A 19531-nucleotide genomic window follows, 5' to 3' on the forward strand; every position below is an offset into this window, starting at 1 on the left:
CAGCATAGGCGTTTCATGTGACCGAACGCACTCATCCACGACATAAGCCAGTCACCGGGCGCTCAAGCCCGACGCAATCGGGTCACCGCGGCAGAACTACGGACCTCACCCACCGGGGCACCGCCACCCAAAACAGGCCGATCCAACTCAGCGAGCGCGGTCGCAACCGCATCGGGATCAGCAAGCCCCAACGCAACCAACGCATCCAAGCCAACACGGGTGTTCGCACGGTCGCTACCATCGAGCATCTTCAACGCAAGGCCATAACCATCCTTGGTGCCCAGAACAAGCACAGCCTCAGCACCCAGCTTGGCGACCACGCCTGTGCGTTGCATCGTGACAGTGTTCTCCTCGCCCTCGCCGTGAACAGCCCACGGGTGGGCGAGCATCGCCGGAGCAATCCGGGACCACAACGCCGCATCCTCATCCGTAAAACCCTCATCCGAAGGCAACGTGCCTGAGGATAAGCGGGAAACCGCACGAGCCAAAGCCGTGACCGTGAGCTGCGGAGCCGGGGCGCCGCACCCATCAACGCCCACCACACCCAACGGGGCGCCACCCAGAACCTCCAGAAGTCGCAACGCATCCTGCTGAACAGGATGCTCCGGCTCAAGATAGGACCCCGTGTCCGCACCACTGGCCACCGTTGCCTTCAAAAACCCGGCGTGCTTACCCGAGCAATTGAACGCGAGCTTATCCGGGCCGGCATCCTGCTTGATCCTCTCGCGGCGGGCACCCTTATCGCGAGGCATCGCATCCGGGCACTTCAAAGCCCCCGCATCCAGCCCGGCTTCAGCCAACATCCGCTTAGCCAACTCCTGATGCCGCACCCCACCCTGGTGAGACGCACATGCTAAAGCGAGCTCCTCATCGTCCAACTCAGCGCCGGCACGCAGGGAAGCGAAAGCCTGGAACGGCTTGAGCGTAGAACGCGGGAAAATCAGAGCCTCGGGGTTGCCGAGCGAAGCCGCAAGCTCGCCATCAGGACCCACCACGGCAAGGACACCGAGGTGCCTGGATTCCACCGCACCGTTACGGGTCACATGCGCCAACTCAACGGTGTCATTGGCAGTGATCGAACGGTCTGGGCTGTAATGCGGGTCCGAAGGAGTGAAAGCGTCTGAGGTCATACAGCCAGGGTAGTGCACCGGCTACGGCGGGGCGGGGCCGCGGCGCCGCCGGGCAACCGGGGTAGTGCACTGCAGTAATGCACTGCGCTACTCCGAGAATATGCGGCGCGGAATCTATAGGATGGATAACTGTGAAGGTCTTGGTAATTGGCCCAGGCGGCCGCGAACACGCCCTTGTCCGTGCGCTTTTGCGTGATGACTCCGTTACCGAGGTGCATGCCGCCCCCGGTAACGCCGGAATCGCCGCGGATGTGCCCGTCCACGAACTGAGCACCACAGATCCCGATGCGTGCGTAGCGCTCGCGCGTGAGCTCGCGGTTGATCTGGTGGTCGTTGGCCCCGAGGCCCCGCTCGCTGCAGGTGCCGCCGACGCGCTCGTTGCCGCCGGCATCCCGGTGTTCGGCCCATCGAAGGCCGCGGCCCAACTTGAGGCTTCCAAAGCCTTCGCCAAAGAAATCATGGCCGAGGCCGAGGTCCCCACCGCGATGGCGCGGGTTGCTGTCAACGCTGAAGAAGCCGCCGATGCGCTCGATACCTTCGGCGCCCCCTACGTCGTCAAGGATGATGGTCTCGCGGCAGGCAAGGGCGTTGTTGTGACCTCCGACCGCGCCGAAGCGCTCGCCCACGCCCAAGCCTGCTTTGAAGCCGGCGGAAGCGTAGTCATCGAAGAATTCCTCGACGGCCCAGAGGTCTCGCTGTTCGTGCTCTCCGACGGCACCAACGCCGTCCCACTCGAACCGGCACAAGACTTCAAACGCATCTTCGACAACGACGAAGGCCCCAACACCGGCGGGATGGGCGCCTACACGCCACTGCCGTGGCTACCGGAGAACTTCGTCGCCCAGGTCATGGAACGCGTCGCTCAACCGACGCTGGCGGCAATGAAGAACCGCGGAACCCCGTTCGTCGGAGTCCTCTACTGCGGGCTTGCCGTAACAAGCCGCGGGCTGCGTGTCATCGAATTCAACGCCCGCTTCGGCGACCCAGAAACCCAACCGGTACTACAACGGCTGCGCTCGCCGTTGGGGCGCATCCTGCTCGCTGCGGCGCGTGGCACGCTCGATACGATCGAGCCGCTCGTATGGGATGAACGCACCGCGGTGGCGGTCGTGTTGGCCTCGGCCGGCTACCCCGAGTCCTCCTCCAAGGGGGATGTCATTACCGGCGTTGAGGCCGCTGAAGCTGACGATGCCGTGTCCGTCCTCCACGCCGGAACCGCACTCAACAACGATGGCGAGCTCATCACCGCAGGCGGGCGCGTCCTCGCCGTCGTAGGGCTCGGCGAAGACCTCAACGAAGCCCGCGAAACTGCCTACGAAGGCGTAGGCAAGATCAGCTTCGACGGCGCGCAACACCGCAGCGACATCGCGCTGAAAGCCGCCCGCGGCGAGATCACCGTCACGAGCGTCGGCGTAGGCCAAGGCGCATCCACGGAAGGAGACGCACAGTGAGTGAGACGGGCACGAACCATCAAGCAGCGCGCGGGTACACGACCAATCCGATCCAGCTGGAAGGGTGGAAGCACACCTATTCAGGTAAGGTGCGTGACCTCTACGTCCCGGAAGATCCAGACATCACCGACCGCGTCCTGGTGGTCGCCTCCGACCGCATCAGCGCATACGACCACGTGCTGAGCACGCCCATCACCCATAAAGGTGAGGTGCTGACCCAGCTGTCCCTATGGTGGTTCGAACAACTCACAGGCGTTGCCAACCACGTACTCTCCACGGACGTGCCGGAGCCTGTAGCGCATCGCGCCATGATCTGCCAGCGGCTGGATATGTACCCGATCGAGTGCATCGCCCGCGGCTACCTGACCGGCTCGGGGCTCGCTGAATACAAGCAGACCCAGACCGTGACCGGCATCGAGCTACCCGAGGGCCTGGTTGACGGCTCCAAGCTGGAGCCAGCGATCTTCACCCCGAGCGCTAAAGCTGAGGTTGGGGAGCACGATGAGAACATCACGTTCGAGCAGATGGCTGCCCGAGTTGGCCGTGAAGCAGCCGAAGAGCTCGCCGAGCTAACCCTGGATGTTTATACGCGGGCCGAGAAGATCGCGCGCGAACGCGGCATCATCCTTGCCGACACCAAGGTCGAATTCGGTCAAGACCCCGTCACAGGCCGCACGGTTTTGGGCGACGAGGTTCTCACCCCAGACTCTTCACGTTTCTGGGACGCCGCGGAATATCAGCCGGGTCAGTCGCAACCGTCCTTCGATAAACAGTTCGTGCGCGATTGGCTGACTTCTGAAGCCTCCGGTTGGGACAAAGCCAGCGATACCGCCCCACCAGCGCTGCCAGACGAGATCGTCGAGGCGACCTCCCGGCGCTATGTCGAAGCGTACGAGCGCCTCACCGGCCGCGAATTCACCCCGCTGTCACAGCCCTACGCGTAAGCAGCGAGATCAAACCTCGCGGGCAACCAGGGTGATGAGGGAGGCGGCCGGTTTGAAACCGGTGCGGAACGGGACAAAGCGGCTCGCCCCAATACCTTGGGAAACATTCAAGTAGGTGCGTTTGCGGCCTGCGATCCACACACCCAGCCCAGCCGCGCGGCCCGCCGGAATATCAGCGTTGGAAACCACGGCGCCGAAACCCGGTAGGGCAAGCTGACCGCCGTGGGTGTGGCCAGCCAAGATCAAGTCAGCGCCCGCCGTCGTGAGCTGGTTCAGAACCCTCCGGTAGGGGGCGTGCGTGAGCCCTAAACGGAACGCGACCGTCCCGATGGTCTGTTCCATAGTTGGCTCCGGCCAGCCCGTGGGCTGATCCAGCCCGATGTGCGGGTCATCAACCCCGGAGACCGCGACCCAGCGCGTAGCCGACGCGGCCTCCTGAGCATTCCTAAAGCCTGACCCAGAGCGCGGCTCAGAACCCGCGACACCCGATGTATTCGCTGCGGGGAGTTTGATCCAACCATTCGCATTCGCGGCGTTGACCCAGCCGGTGTCTTCGAATGCGGCATGCATCCGCCGCCAATCGAGTTCGTCCTTGCGTGCATAACGGATCTTTTCACCCGTTAGGCGCTTCTTGTTGAGGTAGGAGAGCGGGTTCTTCAGCCGCGAGGTGTGATAGCAGTGCGAACCCGGAACGAACGCGCCGGGGCGCTCGAGCAGCGGTGCGAGAGCTTCGATGAGCGGGCCCTCGCCGTTGTGGCGGGCGAGGTTATCGCCCGTGTTGATCACAAGGTCCGGTTCCAGGTCAGCCAGGGAACGCAACCACATAGCTTTCGCGCTCTGCCCGGGAGCCATGTGGATATCCGAAATGTGTAGCAGACGGATCGGCTGGGCACCCGGTTCCAGGACGGGCACGGTGTGCTCTTCGAGTTGGAAATCCAGCGCATTCCAGGCGGCCTTCGCGGCGATGACGGAGCTCAAAGCTACTGCCGAGCCGCCGGCATAGACGGCACAACGTTTCAGTCGTGGCACAGGATCAGTCGTCCTCCTGGCCAGAATTACCCCTGTTGCCGTTGTTGTTCTCCCTAGCCGGTTGCTCGTTCCTACGAGGAGGGTTCGAGCTCTCACTGCGTGAGGCACCACGTGACTCACTGCGCGAGGAAGCAGGGGAAGAGGAGCCGGACGACGATGCCGTCGTCGAGGACTGCGTCGAGTCTGAAGATGAGGAGGACTCAACCGAAGCCGTCTCGCCCTGCGCCGAGCCTAGGGACGGCCTCGGGGAGGATGGAGCCGGCATGCTGTCTACCTCTTCATCAGAGTCATCGGAGGAAGAGGCGTGCGGTTGCTTGACCTCGTTCGGGATCCGACCGTGATCGTAGTTCTGGTACACCTGAGCCATGTACTTAGCCCACATCGGGCCAGCGTGTGTCATCGAGTCACCCTTGCGAACAGGGATACCGCGCAGCTTGATGCCGTTGTTCAGACCAAGCTGGGTTGTGCCGTCCTTACGGCCAATCCAGGCAACAGTCGTCATGCCTTCGGTGTAGCCGGCAAACCAGGTTGAGGTCGCGTTGTCGTTAGTACCGGTCTTACCGCCGGTAGGGGCGCTGAACCGGCCCATGACCACGCGTTCGCGGGCGATCTTAGTGAGGATGCTATTGAGAGTGGAGACGTCGTTTTCTTCGAAGACGCGCTTGCACTCAGGCTCAGGAACCTTGTACTTGGTTCCGTCAGCACCCTTGATCTTGGTGAAGACACGGTTGTTGCAGATCATGCCCTTGTTAGCGAAGGCACCGAAACCGCGTGCTTGGGCCAGAGGTGTCACGGGCTGAGCGCCAAGAACCAACGAAGGGCCGGAGGACGCCAGTGATTTAGCGTCAGCAGGTTCGCCCTGCGTTGTGACCTGGCCCTCGAGCAAGCCCATACGCTCAGCGACGGAGGTGATGTCGCACAAGTCCAACTGGTAGGCCTCAGCGACGGTCGCGGAGTTGATGGACCAGTAGAGGCCCTTATTCATCGGCATGTTCTTGTACTGGTTCGCGATCGCGTTGCCGACGTCCCACTCTTTGAAGATCTTGTATCGCTTGCCCGGCAGGCATGAGGCATCCCACGACGTGCCACTGTAGTCACGGCGGGACGCGTTGACGGTGGATTTCACGCTCTTACCGGCTTCGATCCAGGCCATCGCAGTCCACGGCTTAGCGGTAGAACCACCCTGGAAGCCACCGGAGCCGCCGTGGGAGCGGTCAGTGGTGAAGTTGTATTCGGTGTAGGCGGCAGGGTTCTTCTCGCTGGTTCCGAAACGCGTGTTCTGAGCCATCGCGAGGATGTCGCCGGTCTTGTTGTCACGCGAGACGATTGCGGAGCCCAAGCCGCCCTTATCGCCTTCTGGAACTGCCTCGCGGACTTGCTTATTCGCTGCCTTCTGCAGCTTCATGTCCAAGGTTGTGTGGATCTGAAGACCACCGTTGAGGAGCAGGTATTCGCGGTCCTGCTGGGTCTTACCGAACTCCGGGTTCTTCAAGATTTCCCAGTACACGTACGTGCAGAAGTATGGGGCTTCTTTCGCGGCCGTGCAGCCTGACTTGGTGTCAGAAGGCTTCAGTCCCAAGTCCTTCTTGACAGCCTTGTCGTACTGTTCCTTCGTGATCGCCTCGTTGTGCAACATACGGCTCAACACGGCATCACGGCGCTGCTTGGTCGCTTCAGGGTTAGTGAGCGGGTTGAAGTAGCCCGGGCGCTGAACCATGCCAGCGAGCATCGCGGACTGCTCAATGCTGAGCTTCTTCGCAGGGATCGAGAAGAAACGCTGCGCGGCGGCTTCGACACCGTAGGTGGTTCCGGAGAACAAGACGAGGTTGAGGTAGCCCTCGAGGATCTCGTCCTTGCTCATCGTCTGCTCGATCTCGTTGGCCCACTTGATTTCCCGAGCCTTATCGGCAACGGACTTGTTGCCGGAGATAGTCAGCTCGGAAGCTGGAACGCCGTCAGCGATCTGGTTAAGGATATTGCGGTTGTTGACGTACTGCTGGGTCAGTGTGGACGCACCCTGCTGGCCGCCGGCGCCCGCCAAGTTAGCTACAGCTGCACGCAAAATACCGCGCGGGTCCGCACCACCGTGTTCGTAGAAACGCTCGTCTTCAACGGAGACGATCGCTTTCTGCATCCAAGGCGAAATATTTTTGAGCTTGACTGGCTTGCGGTCTTGCGCGAAGAACTTCGCCACGACCTTGCCGTTGCGGTCATAAACAACCGAGGACTCAGGCACCGACGTCGTCTTAGGGAACGACGGGATCGATGCGTAAGCGTCAGAAGCCATGTTGGTCGCTGTGCCAGTGAATACCACGAGAGGCACCAGGGTGCCTGCCGTGAGGGCGCCAGCGAGGACGCTCGCGAGCAAGAATCCGATGAGTCTACGCACGGTTGAGGTAGACGTGCTCATGAGGGACTTACCTTGGGACATAGGCTCTAGCGTACCGGAGGGACCTTAGAAGCGGGTCAGACTGTGGATGTATTCACAAGAGCCTGTGGATGTAGCTTGCATGCGTACGGAAGCGCTCACGTACAAGTGTTGAGCGGGTTAGGCTTAGAAGCATGACTAAGTGGGAGTACTTCACGGCACCTTTGATGGTGCATAACACTAAAGCTATTTTGGATAACTTCGGCAAGCAGGGCTGGGAACTGGTACAGGTCGTTTCGATGCCTGCCGCTGGTTCCGCGGCTCCGGCGACCGGCGCTGAGATTGTTTCCGCACCGGCAGTGAACTTGGTGGGCTACTTTAAGCGTCCATTCGAAGCTGAGTAAGCGCTCGGGACTGACATAAACACGTAGCTATATAGCTGAGTTGAGTGGGGGATTGTGATGGCATCTGCAGGCCAAGAAGGCAGCGGGAAGCAGGGCTCTTTCGAGCAGAGGCTGAGCGAGTTAGGGATTGAGTTGCCGGAGGTTGTGAAGCCGTTGGCGGCTTATGTTCCTGCGGTGACGTTCAACGGTACGGTCCAGACCTCAGGCCAGTTGCCGATGGTGGACGGCCAGTTGCCGGCAACCGGCAAGGTCGGTGGCGAGGTCAGCGCGGAGCAGGCGTATGGCTTGGCTCGTACCGCGGCGATCAACGCGTTGGCTGCGATCCGTTCGGAACTGGGCTCCTTGGACCGTGTGACTCGCGTTGTCAAGGTCACCGGGTTCGTGGCTTCAACTCCTGACTTCACGGGGCAACCGGGTGTAGTCAATGGCGCTTCCGAACTGTTGGGTGAGATCTTCGGGGAAGCGGGCACTCACGCGCGCTCAGCGGTTGGCGTTCCGGTTCTGCCGCTGGATTCTCCCGTTGAAGTCGAAGTCACCGTCGCATTCGATTGAAGCGTCTGTACCGCCCCTTGGCGCTGAACCGCCGGGTGTATCCGGTTCCACGGTGGGAGAGGGCCGCGGCCCGGAACTGGTTTGAGCTTGAGCATCCGCATCCGGTGAGGGTGCGGCACGCGAGCCAGGTCATGGTTTTGGATCAGCAATCCCACGGCCTGGTCACATGGCTTACGCAGCGGCAACCGGACTCGCCGTTGGGGTCGATCGCGCCGCCATCGGCGCTGGTCGAGCCGGTCGATGACGACAACGTGCGATGGTTTGGGCCTTCCGCACGCGAATGGGCCGCCAGGATCGGTACCGATGACGTTGCAGGTGCGCGCCGCTCGGTGATGGCCGCGGTACGGGGGTTGTTCCTCGAGACAGGGATCCTGCTTGCAGGGGTCTCGGATGTGGACATCGTGGATTCGCTCGGTAGCGCTGAATGGACCACGGCACGGTCTGAGATCCAGGCGGACAGCACGCGTTTCTCTCAATGGATCGAGCATCGCGGATGGGGATTGCGCACTGATCTGTTGAGGTTCGTGTGCCGGTGGGAAAGCGCCGATTATGCTCTGCGCAGGGTCGAGAGCACCGTATTCGCTATCGCTTTGCCGGTAGGTCAGGAAGTCTCCCTACCCCCAGGCGGCGACGGCTGGGGTGCGTGGGTCTCGGTAGACCGCGATGAGGCCGCCAAGCAGATCGCAGATCCGGACGGTCCCGCATCCAGCATCGAGCCTGGCGCGGCATGGCCTGGCAATGCGGACCCTAGCGGCGCAGCAATGGAGAACACGGCGGCGAAGAGCTCGGCTGCGAAGAACGCGGCACCCTGGTCTGAGGCGGTAGCCCCGCCAATCCAGGCCGTCATGGAAGAAGTGAACCATGCGCGCGGTCTGGTGGCGTTCATGTCACAACCGCGTGCATGGTCGCACGGGCGTATGGAGCTGATTCACCGGATGGTTGGCGGATTCGAGTGGGGACTCAAACTCGTGACAGACCATCCGCCTGAACAGCGCCGGGACACCTAGGACTCCTGGATGCCTAGCGTGAACGCTGGCGGAGGCGCTGGGCATCGAGGATTACGACGGCGCGAGCCTCAAGCCGTAGCCAGCCGCGCTGCACAAACTCAGCCAGTGCCTTGTTCACGGTCTCGCGGGAGGCGCCAACCAGCTGGGCGAGCTCTTCCTGGGTGAGCTCGTGAGGAACGAGGATCCCGTCCGCAGTTGGGCGGCCAAAACGGTCCGCGAGGTCCAGGAGGGCTTTCGCCACGCGTCCTGGCACATCGGAGAACACGAGGTCTGCCAGCGAATCGTTGGTGCGGCGCAAGCGGCGGGCCAGCGCCTGCAGTAGCTGCGCGGAAACCTCAGGGTTGGTGGCGAGTGCACGGCGCAGGTTTTCGTGGCGCAGGCCAGCGAGGTGGGTCTCGGTTACGGCGGTAGCTGTCGCGTTACGCGGATGCGGATCAAACAACGCCATCTCGCCGAACAGTTCGCCCGGACCGAGGAGGGCCAGAAGATTCTCACGGCCGTCTGCGGCGGTGCGACCCAGCTTGATCTTGCCGGAAATGATCACGTAGAGCTGATCGCCTTGATCGCCTTCGTGGAAGACGGACATGCCACGGGTCAGATCGACCTGGGTGAGTTCTTCGGTCAGAACGTTGAAAGCTTCGTCGCTCAGATGCGCGAACAGCGGCGCCCGGCGAAGGACCTCGATGTCCATGGGTCTCCTTCAGAAATTGCAGATTTATGGCCTTCGTTCAATACTATTGTGCCGCATGACACGTCTTGCAAGCAGATTTCGGCCGCGCCTCACTATTTTGAAAACAATTACATAACGTTCTGCAAAGAAGGTGAGGTTGGCCGTGCGTGCTTAGTTAGGATGTTCAGCACGGCAGGTGCGTGTAAAGCTGCGTGCCGTGCCACATTACTGAGCGCCGCGACTGAAATCGTGTGGCGCCGTAGGAACGTAGCGACGCATGGAGGGGGTGCGGTGTTTCTAGGTCTGCACCTCATCGACTGGATTCTGATCATTCTGATCATCGCCCAGTTATGGACCGGTTGGCGTAAAGCGTTCCTTGTTTCTTTAGGTGCCACAGCGGGTTTTCTGGCTGGGGCTACCGCGGCGTTTTTCTGCGTCCCATTGATGGCCCGCTGGATTCAAGACCCCGCGTGGCGTGCCGCCGGCCTATTCTTGACATTCGCTGTCTTGTTGGCGCTCGGCCAGGGGCTCGGCGAAGCGACGGCGGCGCAGATCCGGCGTTGGATGGACCGTCCTCGCCCGCGTTGGTGGGACCGCTTGGGTGGTTCCGTGTTGTATTTCGTGGCGACCTGGATCACTATTTCAGCTCTCGCGTTCACGTGGTCTGCGTTGGGGATGCCGTGGCTTTCGCCGCAGCTAGCTAATTCCAAAGTGGTTCAGTCGGTGCGTGACACCACGCCGGAGGTTATGGAGCGCGCATTCGGCGAGGCTCGCTTGGCGGTGGCCGCGCTCGAGCTGCCGGAAATCTCCGTTCCGAAGCTCTCTCTTTCCGGCCCGGCCCCAGGGGATCCGTCGCCTGCAGCGTCACCGCATGCCTCAATCCCGGAAGGCGCCCAGACTACTGAGCAGCAGCACTCCGCGAAAGATTCCATCGCGCGTGTTTCCGGTATCGCGAGCGCGTGTGGCGTGAACCAGACAGGCACCTCATTCGCGATCGCGCCAGACCGTTTGATCACTAACGCCCACGTTGTGCGCGGCATCGAACAACCCGTTGTCGAGACCCCGGATGGTCGCGCACTCACGGGCCGGACGGTCACCTTCGATCCACGCAGAGACATCGCCGTGATCGCGGTGGATGGGCTCGGAATGCAGCCGCTTGAGATGGGGCCAACCCTGCGCGCTGGGGATCACGCTACGTTCATGGGCTTCCCTGCCGGCGGCCCGTACACGGTTTCGCATGCCGCTGTGAAGCAACGCGCGGCGGCCCAGTTGCCTAACATTTACGGCAACGGCTCATCTTCTGTGGACGTGTACCAGCTCGCCGCTGACGTCAAACGCGGTAACTCTGGCGGCCCGCTCGTGGATGATGACGGCAAGTTCAGTGGAATGATCTTCGCTAAGTCCAAGGATGAAGACAACGTTGGCTATGCGATCACGAACGATGAACTCAAAACCATCGTTGCCGAAGCCCCGAACCGGACCGCCGCCGTGCCAACAGGCACCTGCGAGTAGGTTCCTGCCGGTTCCTGCCGGTTCCTGCCAGTATCAACCGACGGATTCCTGCGAGTAACAAGGCAGCAAGTTTTAAAGGACGATGCGGTGGACAGTTCGTCTGTCCACCGCATCGTTTTTATGTGGCCTGGCGGGGAAGTTTCCAGCCACGCCGTTTACGCGCGTCGGGGTACCCCGGTGAGGAATTAGCCCTTATTCCGCATCGATTCGGAAATCTGGTTCATCACCGTGGTGTCCGCCAACGTCGAGGAATCACCTGCTGGGCGTCCTTCAGCGACGTCCTTGAGCAAGCGACGCATAATCTTGCCGGAGCGGGTCTTTGGAAGTTCAGGTACTGCGAATACGGCCTTCGGGCGGGCGATCGCGCCGATGTCGGTAGCGACGTGCTGGCGCAGCTGTTCCGTGATGTCTTCAGGCCAGGAATCGGCGTCTCTGCTGAGGATCACGAACGCGACAACCGCCTCGCCCTTGGTCTCATCCGCGGCACCGACCACCGCGGCTTCAGCGACCGCTTCGTGAGCGACGAGTGAAGACTCGATTTCGGTGGTGGAGAGGCGGTGCCCGGAAACGTTCATGACGTCATCCACACGACCCATGAGCCACAGGTCGCCGTCCTTGTCCTTCTTGGCACCATCGCCTGCAAAGTACATGTCGCCAAAGCGGTCCCAGTAGGTTTCCTTATAGCGTTCTGGGTCGTTCCAGATGCCGCGCAACATGGACGGCCACGGTTCCCGGATCACTAGCAGGCCGGCTTCGCCGTTGCCGAGCGGGGTGCCCAAATCGTCCACAACATCGACGGTCACGCCCGCAACAGGGGTCTGCGCGGAGCCAGGCTTGGTTGCCGTGACGCCCGGTAGCGGGCTGATCATGTGGGCGCCGGTTTCGGTCTGCCACCACGTATCCACGATCGGGGCGGGGTATTCCTTGCGTGGGCCCGGCGCGCCATCCGTACCGGCGCCGTTGTTCGCGCCAATGACTTCGCGGTACCACATCCACGCTTCCGGGTTGATCGGTTCACCCACGGAACCGAGCACGCGCAACGACGAGAGGTCGCGGGCGTCAGGGATCTCGCGGCCCCACTTCATAGCGGTACGGATAGCGGTTGGAGCGGTGTACATGATGGTGACCTTGTACTTCTCAACAAGATCCCACCAACGGCCCTTATCCGGGGTGTCCATCGTGCCGTCGTACATCAACATCGTGGCGCCATTGATGAGCGGGCCGTAGGTGACATACGAGTGGCCGGTGATCCAGCCGATGTCCGCGGTGCACCAGTAAACGTCAGTCTCTGGGTGCAGATCGAACGTGTCTTTCGCGGTGACCGCGGCCTGAGTCAGGTAGCCGCCGGTGGTGTGCAGAATACCCTTCGGCTTACCTGTGGTTCCCGAGGTGTAGAGGATGAACAGCGGATGCTCGGCCTCGAACGCTTCAGCGGTGTGCTCATCCGAAGCGTTCTCCACGACCTCGTGCCACCACACATCGCGGCCATCAACCCATGTTTCAGGCTCTTCCTTGTTGTTACGTACAACCACAACGTTAGTCACCGTGTGGCCATCAGCCTCAAGAGCGGCGTCCACAACCTTCTTGACCGGATTCGGCTTCCCACGGCGCCAGTTCCCGTCAGCGGTGACAACCAGCTTGGCTTCCGCATCATCCACACGCGAACGCAAAGCATCCGCAGAGAAACCAGCGAACACAACCGAGTGGATCGCGCCGAGGCGGGCTGAGGCCAGCATCGTAATCACGGCCTCCGGGATCATCGGCATGTAGACAGCGATGCGGTCCCCAGAACCAACACCCAGCTCACTGAACGCGTTGGCGGCCTTCTTCACGGCCGTAGCGAGCTCGGCGTACGTGTAGGTTGACGTCGCGCCGGTCTCGTCCTCGAAATAGATCGCTACACGATCACCGTTTCCGGCCTCAACGTGACGGTCCACAGCGTTATACGCAGCGTTGAGCTTGCCGTCCTCAAACCACTTATAGAAAGGCGCCTCAGAATCGTTGAGAACCGTGGTGAAATCCTCAGCCCACGTCAATGCCTCACGCGAACGTTCCGCCCAATAGCCCAAGCGGTCCTGCGCGGCGCGCTCGTAAAGGTCTGCGTGTGCGACGGCGTTCTTCACGAAATCCGGGCCAGGAGGGAACGAGCGATCCTCATGGCTCAGGTTATCCATTGCCGTGTTCTCTGACATGGAGACTCCTCAGGACAAGTAAGCGATAAGACAGTTGGTGATCTGGATCACTTAGCTTCCATCTTATGTGAGGCAGGTCACCCTATAAATAGAGATACACGGGCTTTCTCTCAGGAGCAAATCAGCAGACACAAAACAGAACGCACTAGGCATCGGCCTACGGGGCCGTTACCGGGCAGGTGTGCAAGACGAGCATCAGGCGGGACGTAGCGGTGGCCTACCGGTAGGGTGAAGTGAGACGCATCATGCTCTCAGAGTATGAAACCGGAACGTGAAACTGCAACGCAAGACCAGAGCATGCCGCCAGCGCATGCCAAGGAAGGGATACCACCGGCATGGCACGCAGACTCACCCCTGCCGAGAAGCGGGAACGGATGTGGGAACGCGAAACCCCATTGGGGCGCAAGAGACGTGCCCGGAAAATCAACCGCGAACTGGCAACGAAATACCCGTACGTGGTTCCGGAACTGGACTTCGAGAACCCCTTCGAGCTGCTCGTAGCGACTGTCTTGTCAGCGCAAACCACTGACGTGAAAGTCAACCAAGTCACCATGGAGCTGTTTCGGCGTTGGCCGGACGCGGCATCGTTGGCTGGCGCGAACCTGAGCGAGGTCGAAGACGTGGTGCGGGCCACGGGCTTCTATAAAACCAAAGCCGCGAACATCCAGAACCTCGCCCGGACCCTCATGGAAGACACCGGCGGTGAGGTCCCGGACGATCTCGACTACCTCGTAACCCTGCCCGGTGTGGGCCGCAAGACGGCTTTCGTGGTGTTGGGTAACGCGTTCGGGCACCCCGGAATCACGGTGGACACCCACTTTGGCAGGCTCGCCCGCCGCTTCGCGTGGACTAAGGAAACCGACCCGGTCAAGGTCGAATACCAAGTGGGGGAGCTGTTCGAAAAGAAAGACTGGACCAACCTTTCCCACCACCTCATCTTCCACGGCCGCCGCATCTGCCACGCCCAACGGCCAGCGTGCGGGGCGTGCCCCGTAGCGCAGTGGTGCCCATCGTATGGCGAAGGGGAAACCGACCCGGAAGAGGCGAAGAAGCTTTTGAAGTACGAGCTCGCCCCGGGCCGTGAAGAGCTGCACCGGCTGATGGTTGAAGGTTATTCGCGCCGGCAGCTGCGCGCGATGGGGTACGGGCTGAACGCATGAGCACAGTACGCGAACAACTCCAGGCCGTTGTCGATATGTATGCAGGCGTGCGCGGGGGTGAATCAGGCCTCGAAGGCGGGCCCGGTGGAAGCGGTTCAGAAGGAAATGTTGAACGGTTGCCGATGTATGCGCGGTTGCGCGGTAAGTTCCCGGTGCGTAAGCGGGCGGCTGTGCTGGTGTTGTTTGGTGCTCTTGACTCGGTGCCTGCGGTGCATTCTTCCGAGGTAGTGCCCGCTGATCTGGATGTCTTGTTGCTACGCCGCAGCGACGGCTTGCGTTCGCATGCAGGGCAGATCGCGTTCCCGGGTGGCGGTTGGGAAGAAGGCGACGCCACACTGGTCGATACCGCGTTGCGTGAAGCAGTTGAGGAAACCGGGCTGGACCCTGAAGGAGTCACGGTTCTAGGGACCCTACCGGTAACACCGACCGTGTCCGGCTACGAGGTCACCCCGGTATTGGCGGTGTGGGAGAGACCAAGCAAGGTCGCCCCGGTTGATGTGAATGAATCCGTTGATGTTTTCCGCACACCCGTGGCCGACCTCTTGAGTGAAGATGTACGGTGCATCACCGAATTCGAACGTAATGGAGAACCGTTCCGCATGCCGGCCTACCGCCTGCAACAGGGCCTCTTGTGGGGCTTCACCGCGACCGTTCTCACCTCGATCCTCACCGATGCCGGCTGGCTCGAAACCGGGTGGATGCGCCCGGCAGCCAACCCCGTGAAGGTCAAGCCTAAAACCTGAAACAGGTATACGTAGCGACCACGGCGGTTATTGGCGTGGGCTCGCGTGAAGGGCGCAGGGCGCTGCGGACCTGCTAGTCCCGGAATCCACACGCGCGTCGATAGCGCCCTTCTTCCACAGTTTTTGATGTGCAGCGCCATTCGGGTGGCACATACGTTGTGCTGGGTGCATGTGGACTCTCACCAACACCTCAGGCGATGCTCGCTCTCACCGCCCGCCCCGGGAAAGGCGCGCGTCTCAAGCGCGCCGCGCCGGCCCCGATCAAGGCCGGGCCTCTGGCGCGGACCCGCGCACAAGTGCGGCACCCACACGCATGCTTCAGACCCACCGGCACCGGCGTGCACCGGCCAGCAAGCCCATCGTGATGTGGCATCCCGCAGCTGAGCCGAAAGGGCCGGAGAATCTGGGCGGCGTGGCGGCGAGGAACAGTGGCATGGGCGGAGGCCGTCCGCGCCGTAACGTTCGGGGCGAAGCCGCCGTGGTGGTGCACGGGCTGGGACTTGAACTCACCGACGTACACACAGACGATGCGCGCACGTTGTGCGGCAACCCTGATGTTGTGGCGCACCTGGTGGAAGTGAGTGGTGCTCGCACGGCGGCACCCCCGGTAACCAGCGGCGCCGAGATATGTTTCGTTGGGATTGATTCCGCCGCGGTGTATGCGGCGGCGGCCAGGCATCCGGGAGCGCATCCGATCGTGATGCCTGCGGGTGCTGAACTGTTGAGCAAGATCGTGTGGGGTAGCCGGCACGGCCCGGTCATGGGGCAGGTTATCGAGATCGCCGATGGCCCCGGATCGCGCAATAGCGCGGCGGTCGTTGCGGGTACCGCCAAAGCGATGGGGGACCACGGCTGGTCGGTTGCGATCCTGGACGCGGATCCGTCCTCGGACACGTGTTGGGCCGCCCCGGGCGGACTGCGCTGGCCGGCGGTGTTGGCCGCGATCGAAGACGGCCCAGCGGCCAGCACGCTTGAACTATTGCCTCGGCTGGCGGGCGCATATCTTGTCACCTTCCCACCCGATACGGGCGGCGAACTAGGGGAGGAGAGCCTTTCTCTTGCCGTCGCCGCGTTCTCGAGAGCCGTGGACGTGGTGCTCGTCGATCGCGGACCGGTCTCTCTGCGCGCCTTGAGCGCAGCGGGCGGCGCGAGGCGGCACGGCGAGCGCATCGTGTGTTTGCAGAGGCCGTGGGCGGCGGCTGGTGGTGGGGCGGGTGGTCTTGTGGTGGGTCCTGGTTGGAGTGTTGTGGGGGTTGGGCCGCGTGGCTGTGATTCTCGTACGGAGGCCGCGAAGGTGGGTGCGGCGTGGGCTGGGAGTATTCAGGGACGCAGGGTTGTTGCGGGTGCCCGGGCGTTGGCTCGGAAACTGTGGATCCCGCAGATGGAAGAGGGGCGAAGTATTGGACACATGGTTGCCGGTGGTTCGAGGAGGGCAGCCTGATGGGGGCGCCACGTGAACGGGATGGCCGGACGGTGCTGCGGCACGGGGGCTGGGGTGGGTATTCGCACGAGGTGACGAACCATGTGCGGGAGCAGTTGCTCGAGCGGGGTGAGCGGGCCGATCCGTCGGTGATCGCGAGCCTGTTGTCTTCGGACGGGGTGGTGCGTGGGCCGGGTGCTTTACGTGAGGCTGCGCAAACGGTTCAACGGAATCTGACTGGTTTGGGGCCGCTCGCGGAGTTCGCGGAGAAGCCTGGGGTGAGCGATGTTCTGGTGACCTCTGATGGCTGTGTTTGGGTCGATGAAACGGCAGGTTTAGAGCGAACTGGGGTGTGGTTGGAACCTGCGGAGGTTGTGGGTATAGCGGTGCGGGTGCTTGGCAGGGCAGGGCGTGCGTTGGATACTGCCCACCCGTATGGCGACGCGGTGGTGGACGGCTACAGAGTGCACGCTGTGTTGCCGCCCATCGTTGATGCCCCTGTTTTATCGATCCGCGTCCCTAGCCCGGCGCAAGCGCGGCTCGGCGAGATGTTGGCGGGGCCGCAGCAAGCCTGGGTTCCCGTACTGAAACGGGTGGTTGAACAGAGGGAAACATTCATGATCAGCGGCGGCACCGGTGCAGGAAAAACAACTCTGCTTTCCGGGATGCTGGCCGAATGTGTGGCCAGCGAGAGGCTCATTATGATCGAGGACTCGCGTGAACTGCGGCCCCACCATCCGCATACGGTTTCCATGCAGGCGAGGCAACCCAACGCGGAAGGAACGGGCGAGGTCACGTTGCAAGAACTCGTACGGCAGGCGCTGCGTATGCGGCCGGACCGGCTGATTGTCGGCGAGTGCCGTGGCGCGGAAATCCAGGACCTCCTCATGGCGTTGAACACCGGACACACCGGCGCGGGCGCTACGGTACACGCGAACTCGATCAACGATGTCCCAGCACGCCTGATCGCGTTAGGGTCGCTCGCCGGGTGGCGCCCGAGCACCACGGCACTGCAGGCAGCGAGCGCGATCGCCACAGTGATCCACGTGGAACGAACAGATCGCGGACGAGGCCCGTCCGCACTAGGTTCGCTACGGCTCACTAAAGAAGGTTCGCTCGAGATTGACGTCCACTATGTCGCCGATGAAACCGGTGCCCCTCAACGCGTGGATGCACCTGGGTTGGGTGCCGACGGGCTGTGGATCCCCGGGAAGGCGGAGCGGCCGTGATGTACGCGTGGATTGCCGCAACACTCTTGTTCGTCAGCATACTGTCATGGAAGGGGTGGGGCGCCAGGCGCTCGCCGACAGGAACCTCCCTCCGAACGAGCGCGGCCTCCCGTGCCACCTCATCCATCAACCCGGAGACATCAACAGGCAAGGCATCTGAACACCCCTCGGCTACATCGCGGCGTGCAGTGCCACGCGAAGATCGGCGAGAAGAAGCGGGTGAGGAACCCAGCGAAGAGCTCGCAGTCACCTATGACATCGCCCAACGGGTCATCTCAACGCTCGCGTCACTCATGCGTTCAGGTGCGCATCACCGCTACGCGTGGGAAGCCCTCACCTCGGCACTCGAGGTTGAAACCCAAGCAACTGCCGGCCCCGCTTCAACACGGGCTCATGCACGTGAGTTAGAGGCGTGGCATCACGCCGCTTCAATGACCGCATCGCGCATAGCTCTTGGCGCCCCATTGACTCTTACAGGCCTCAAGAGAACGAACCCGGATGAGCATGAACTACCGGCGATGCTGCGGCACGTGTACTGGGCCCAACAGTTGGCAGAAGCCACCGGGATTGCTCATGCTGAATTGCTTGAAGCGCTGGCATCACACGCCCAAGCCCGGGCGGCGGCTATCCGCAGCCAAGTCACCGGGATAGCCGCGGCCCAGACGACCCGCCGCATTCTCGCACTCTTGCCGCTGGGTGGACTCCTCATGGCGCAACTACTAGGAGCCGACCCGGTAGGGACCCTGTTCACGACCACTGCAGGGCACGTGTGCCTCTTCGCCGGTTGCCTGCTCTGGGCCGCATCCCTCATATGGTCGCGGCACCTCATCCGAAAAATGTCCTACAACACCACCGAGGCCGGCTCATGACAACACTGATCCTTACAGCGCAGCCAGGTTCCACGATGACGCTGAGCGCATGGATCTGTGCCGGGATGCTGGCTGTGGCGATCCTGGCGTGGGCCCCGCGATCCAACGGGAGGCAACGCCTAACCACGACGCACCCCAGGGGCAGCGAACAGGTTGCTAGCCCTTCGGCTCGGTCTTCTGCGAATCCCTTGCCGCGCGATCCGGCGAGTTCGTTAGCGGATGATTTTGGGGATGCCGAATATGCGCCGTTGATAGCCGAGGCCCTGGCCTTATGCATCGAATCAGGCATGTCCCTCGAGTACGCGTTGGCGACGCTGGATAACTCGACCGGTAACGCTTTAGGGCTCAACCGGGTCGCTACCGCGCTGGCGTGGGGCATAGAAGGCGAAAAAGCGTTCAGCTACGCACCAAACGCCCAACAACTAGGTTCGTTCATCCAGGTCTCCAGGAGCACCGGAGCGCCCGTGGCCGAACTGTTGAGACAGTCGAGTAAACATCAACGCGCCGCGAACGAAGACCGGATGAAGGCCCAAGCGGAACGCCTCGGTGTGCGCGTGGTGATCCCACTCGGGCTCTGCGCCCTCCCCGCATTTATATGCCTCGGCGTGATCCCGGTAGCTCTCGCGCTCCAACCGTGGAACCAATAACGCAGCATTCTGCATTCACGGCGTGTGCTAGGCCCGGCAGATATGCGGGCGAGTAGGTACAGGTGCCAGTGCAGACGCAGTTCCGTTATCCACGGCTCTGAATTCCAGGTGGGGCCATCCACAGATTCTCTTCCACAACCCAGAAGTATCACCGCAGCCGGAAGACTCTAAACATCGGGGCAACACCCGATAAGAACCGGGTAG

General features: G+C 62.0%; 17 protein-coding genes. 12 read left to right on the forward strand and 5 right to left on the reverse strand.

The features are described from left to right. Positions 1-62: 62 nt before the first annotated feature. Entirely contained in the window at positions 63-1130 is a 1068-nt protein-coding gene (locus HMPREF3175_RS08610) for an asparaginase (protein ID WP_070491971.1), read from the reverse strand. Between the two features lie 131 nt (positions 1131-1261). On the opposite strand from HMPREF3175_RS08610, the gene purD reads away from it, so the two are divergent. After that, complete coding sequence (gene purD / locus HMPREF3175_RS08615) at positions 1262-2581, forward strand: phosphoribosylamine--glycine ligase (protein ID WP_070491974.1); 1320 nt, start codon at positions 1262-1264, stop codon at positions 2579-2581. After that, entirely contained in the window at positions 2578-3525 is a 948-nt protein-coding gene (locus HMPREF3175_RS08620; protein ID WP_070491977.1) for a phosphoribosylaminoimidazolesuccinocarboxamide synthase, read from the forward strand. The genes purD and HMPREF3175_RS08620 overlap by 4 nt, the downstream gene beginning before the upstream one ends. A 9-nt stretch (positions 3526-3534) precedes the next feature. On the opposite strand, the gene HMPREF3175_RS08625 is transcribed toward HMPREF3175_RS08620, so the two are convergent. Together HMPREF3175_RS08625 and HMPREF3175_RS08630 are read right to left on the reverse strand one after the other, a co-directional pair. Continuing rightward, positions 3535-4554 (reverse strand): metallophosphoesterase, encoded by a 1020-nt coding sequence (locus HMPREF3175_RS08625; protein WP_141739830.1) that lies wholly within the window; start codon positions 4552-4554, stop codon positions 3535-3537. A 4-nt stretch (positions 4555-4558) separates the two neighbouring features. After that, a complete protein-coding gene (locus tag HMPREF3175_RS08630) occupies positions 4559-6964 on the reverse strand; it encodes a transglycosylase domain-containing protein (protein ID WP_176745152.1) in 2406 nt (801 codons plus the stop codon). A 152-nt stretch (positions 6965-7116) separates the two neighbouring features. Between HMPREF3175_RS08630 and HMPREF3175_RS08635 the strand changes: the two genes are divergently transcribed. From HMPREF3175_RS08635 to HMPREF3175_RS08645, 3 genes are read left to right on the forward strand one after another with little or no spacing between them, the layout of a single operon-like run. Then, complete coding sequence (locus tag HMPREF3175_RS08635; protein WP_070491983.1) at positions 7117-7326, forward strand: DUF4177 domain-containing protein; 210 nt, start codon at positions 7117-7119, stop codon at positions 7324-7326. A 57-nt stretch (positions 7327-7383) separates the two neighbouring features. Then, positions 7384-7878, forward strand: a complete 495-nt coding sequence (locus HMPREF3175_RS08640; RefSeq protein WP_052048736.1) for a RidA family protein — start codon at positions 7384-7386, stop codon at positions 7876-7878. After that, the gene (locus HMPREF3175_RS08645) at positions 7875-8885 is read left to right on the forward strand and encodes an NUDIX hydrolase (protein WP_141742512.1); all 1011 of its coding nucleotides are present in this window, start codon (positions 7875-7877) and stop codon (positions 8883-8885) included. The genes HMPREF3175_RS08640 and HMPREF3175_RS08645 overlap by 4 nt, the downstream gene beginning before the upstream one ends. 13 nt (positions 8886-8898) lie before the next feature. Here HMPREF3175_RS08645 and HMPREF3175_RS08650 read toward each other — a convergent pair whose 3' ends face one another. Then, positions 8899-9576 carry a Crp/Fnr family transcriptional regulator gene (locus tag HMPREF3175_RS08650; RefSeq protein WP_070491989.1) on the reverse strand — a complete coding sequence of 226 codons (678 nt, stop codon included), beginning with the start codon at positions 9574-9576 and terminating at the stop codon, positions 8899-8901. 270 nt (positions 9577-9846) lie between these two features. Here HMPREF3175_RS08650 and HMPREF3175_RS08655 point away from each other — a divergent pair, with 270 nt between their 5' ends. Further along, positions 9847-11067 carry a MarP family serine protease gene (locus HMPREF3175_RS08655; RefSeq protein ID WP_052048739.1) on the forward strand — a complete coding sequence of 407 codons (1221 nt, stop codon included), beginning with the start codon at positions 9847-9849 and terminating at the stop codon, positions 11065-11067. A 185-nt stretch (positions 11068-11252) separates the two neighbouring features. On the opposite strand, the gene acs is transcribed toward HMPREF3175_RS08655, so the two are convergent. Beyond that, positions 11253-13259, reverse strand: coding sequence for an acetate--CoA ligase (gene acs / locus HMPREF3175_RS08660; protein WP_035757826.1), 2007 nt, complete (start codon positions 13257-13259; stop codon positions 11253-11255). Between the two features lie 335 nt (positions 13260-13594). Here acs and nth point away from each other — a divergent pair, with 335 nt between their 5' ends. The 6 genes from nth (at position 13595) to HMPREF3175_RS08690 (ending at position 19327) form a co-directional block, all read left to right on the forward strand. Beyond that, on the forward strand, positions 13595-14419 hold the full coding sequence (gene nth, locus HMPREF3175_RS08665) for an endonuclease III (RefSeq protein WP_370991866.1): 825 nt from the start codon (positions 13595-13597) through the stop codon (positions 14417-14419). Further along, complete coding sequence (locus HMPREF3175_RS08670) at positions 14416-15162, forward strand: NUDIX hydrolase (RefSeq protein WP_052048740.1); 747 nt, start codon at positions 14416-14418, stop codon at positions 15160-15162. Before nth ends, HMPREF3175_RS08670 begins: the two co-directional genes overlap by 4 nt. Before the next feature lie 433 nt (positions 15163-15595). Beyond that, positions 15596-16603 carry a hypothetical protein gene (locus HMPREF3175_RS08675; RefSeq protein ID WP_070491991.1) on the forward strand — a complete coding sequence of 336 codons (1008 nt, stop codon included), beginning with the start codon at positions 15596-15598 and terminating at the stop codon, positions 16601-16603. Further along, positions 16603-17811 carry a TadA family conjugal transfer-associated ATPase gene (locus tag HMPREF3175_RS08680; RefSeq protein ID WP_052048742.1) on the forward strand — a complete coding sequence of 403 codons (1209 nt, stop codon included), beginning with the start codon at positions 16603-16605 and terminating at the stop codon, positions 17809-17811. Before HMPREF3175_RS08675 ends, HMPREF3175_RS08680 begins: the two co-directional genes overlap by 1 nt. A gap of 188 nt (positions 17812-17999) precedes the next feature. Further along, a complete protein-coding gene (locus HMPREF3175_RS08685; RefSeq protein ID WP_141742513.1) occupies positions 18000-18680 on the forward strand; it encodes a hypothetical protein in 681 nt (226 codons plus the stop codon). After that, complete coding sequence (locus HMPREF3175_RS08690) at positions 18677-19327, forward strand: type II secretion system F family protein (protein WP_070491994.1); 651 nt, start codon at positions 18677-18679, stop codon at positions 19325-19327. The genes HMPREF3175_RS08685 and HMPREF3175_RS08690 overlap by 4 nt, the downstream gene beginning before the upstream one ends. Positions 19328-19531: the final 204 nt, after the last annotated feature.

Source organism: Arthrobacter sp. HMSC08H08 (assembly GCF_001807575.1).
GTDB lineage: Bacteria > Actinomycetota > Actinomycetes > Actinomycetales > Micrococcaceae > Pseudoglutamicibacter > Pseudoglutamicibacter albus.

Coding starts and splice junctions, on each gene's coding strand:
- HMPREF3175_RS08610 (WP_070491971.1), bottom strand. CDS start 1,130: ATGACCTCAGACGCTTTCACTCCTTCGGACCCGCATTACAGCCCAGAC.
- HMPREF3175_RS08630 (WP_176745152.1), bottom strand. CDS start 6,964: ATGAGCACGTCTACCTCAACCGTGCGTAGACTCATCGGATTCTTGCTC.
- HMPREF3175_RS08635 (WP_070491983.1), top strand. CDS start 7,117: ATGACTAAGTGGGAGTACTTCACGGCACCTTTGATGGTGCATAACACT.
- HMPREF3175_RS08640 (WP_052048736.1), top strand. CDS start 7,384: ATGGCATCTGCAGGCCAAGAAGGCAGCGGGAAGCAGGGCTCTTTCGAG.
- HMPREF3175_RS08650 (WP_070491989.1), bottom strand. CDS start 9,576: ATGGACATCGAGGTCCTTCGCCGGGCGCCGCTGTTCGCGCATCTGAGC.
- acs (WP_035757826.1), bottom strand. CDS start 13,259: ATGTCAGAGAACACGGCAATGGATAACCTGAGCCATGAGGATCGCTCG.
- nth (WP_370991866.1), top strand. CDS start 13,595: ATGGCACGCAGACTCACCCCTGCCGAGAAGCGGGAACGGATGTGGGAA.
- HMPREF3175_RS08670 (WP_052048740.1), top strand. CDS start 14,416: ATGAGCACAGTACGCGAACAACTCCAGGCCGTTGTCGATATGTATGCA.
- HMPREF3175_RS08675 (WP_070491991.1), top strand. CDS start 15,596: ATGGGCGGAGGCCGTCCGCGCCGTAACGTTCGGGGCGAAGCCGCCGTG.
- HMPREF3175_RS08680 (WP_052048742.1), top strand. CDS start 16,603: ATGGGGGCGCCACGTGAACGGGATGGCCGGACGGTGCTGCGGCACGGG.
- HMPREF3175_RS08690 (WP_070491994.1), top strand. CDS start 18,677: ATGACAACACTGATCCTTACAGCGCAGCCAGGTTCCACGATGACGCTG.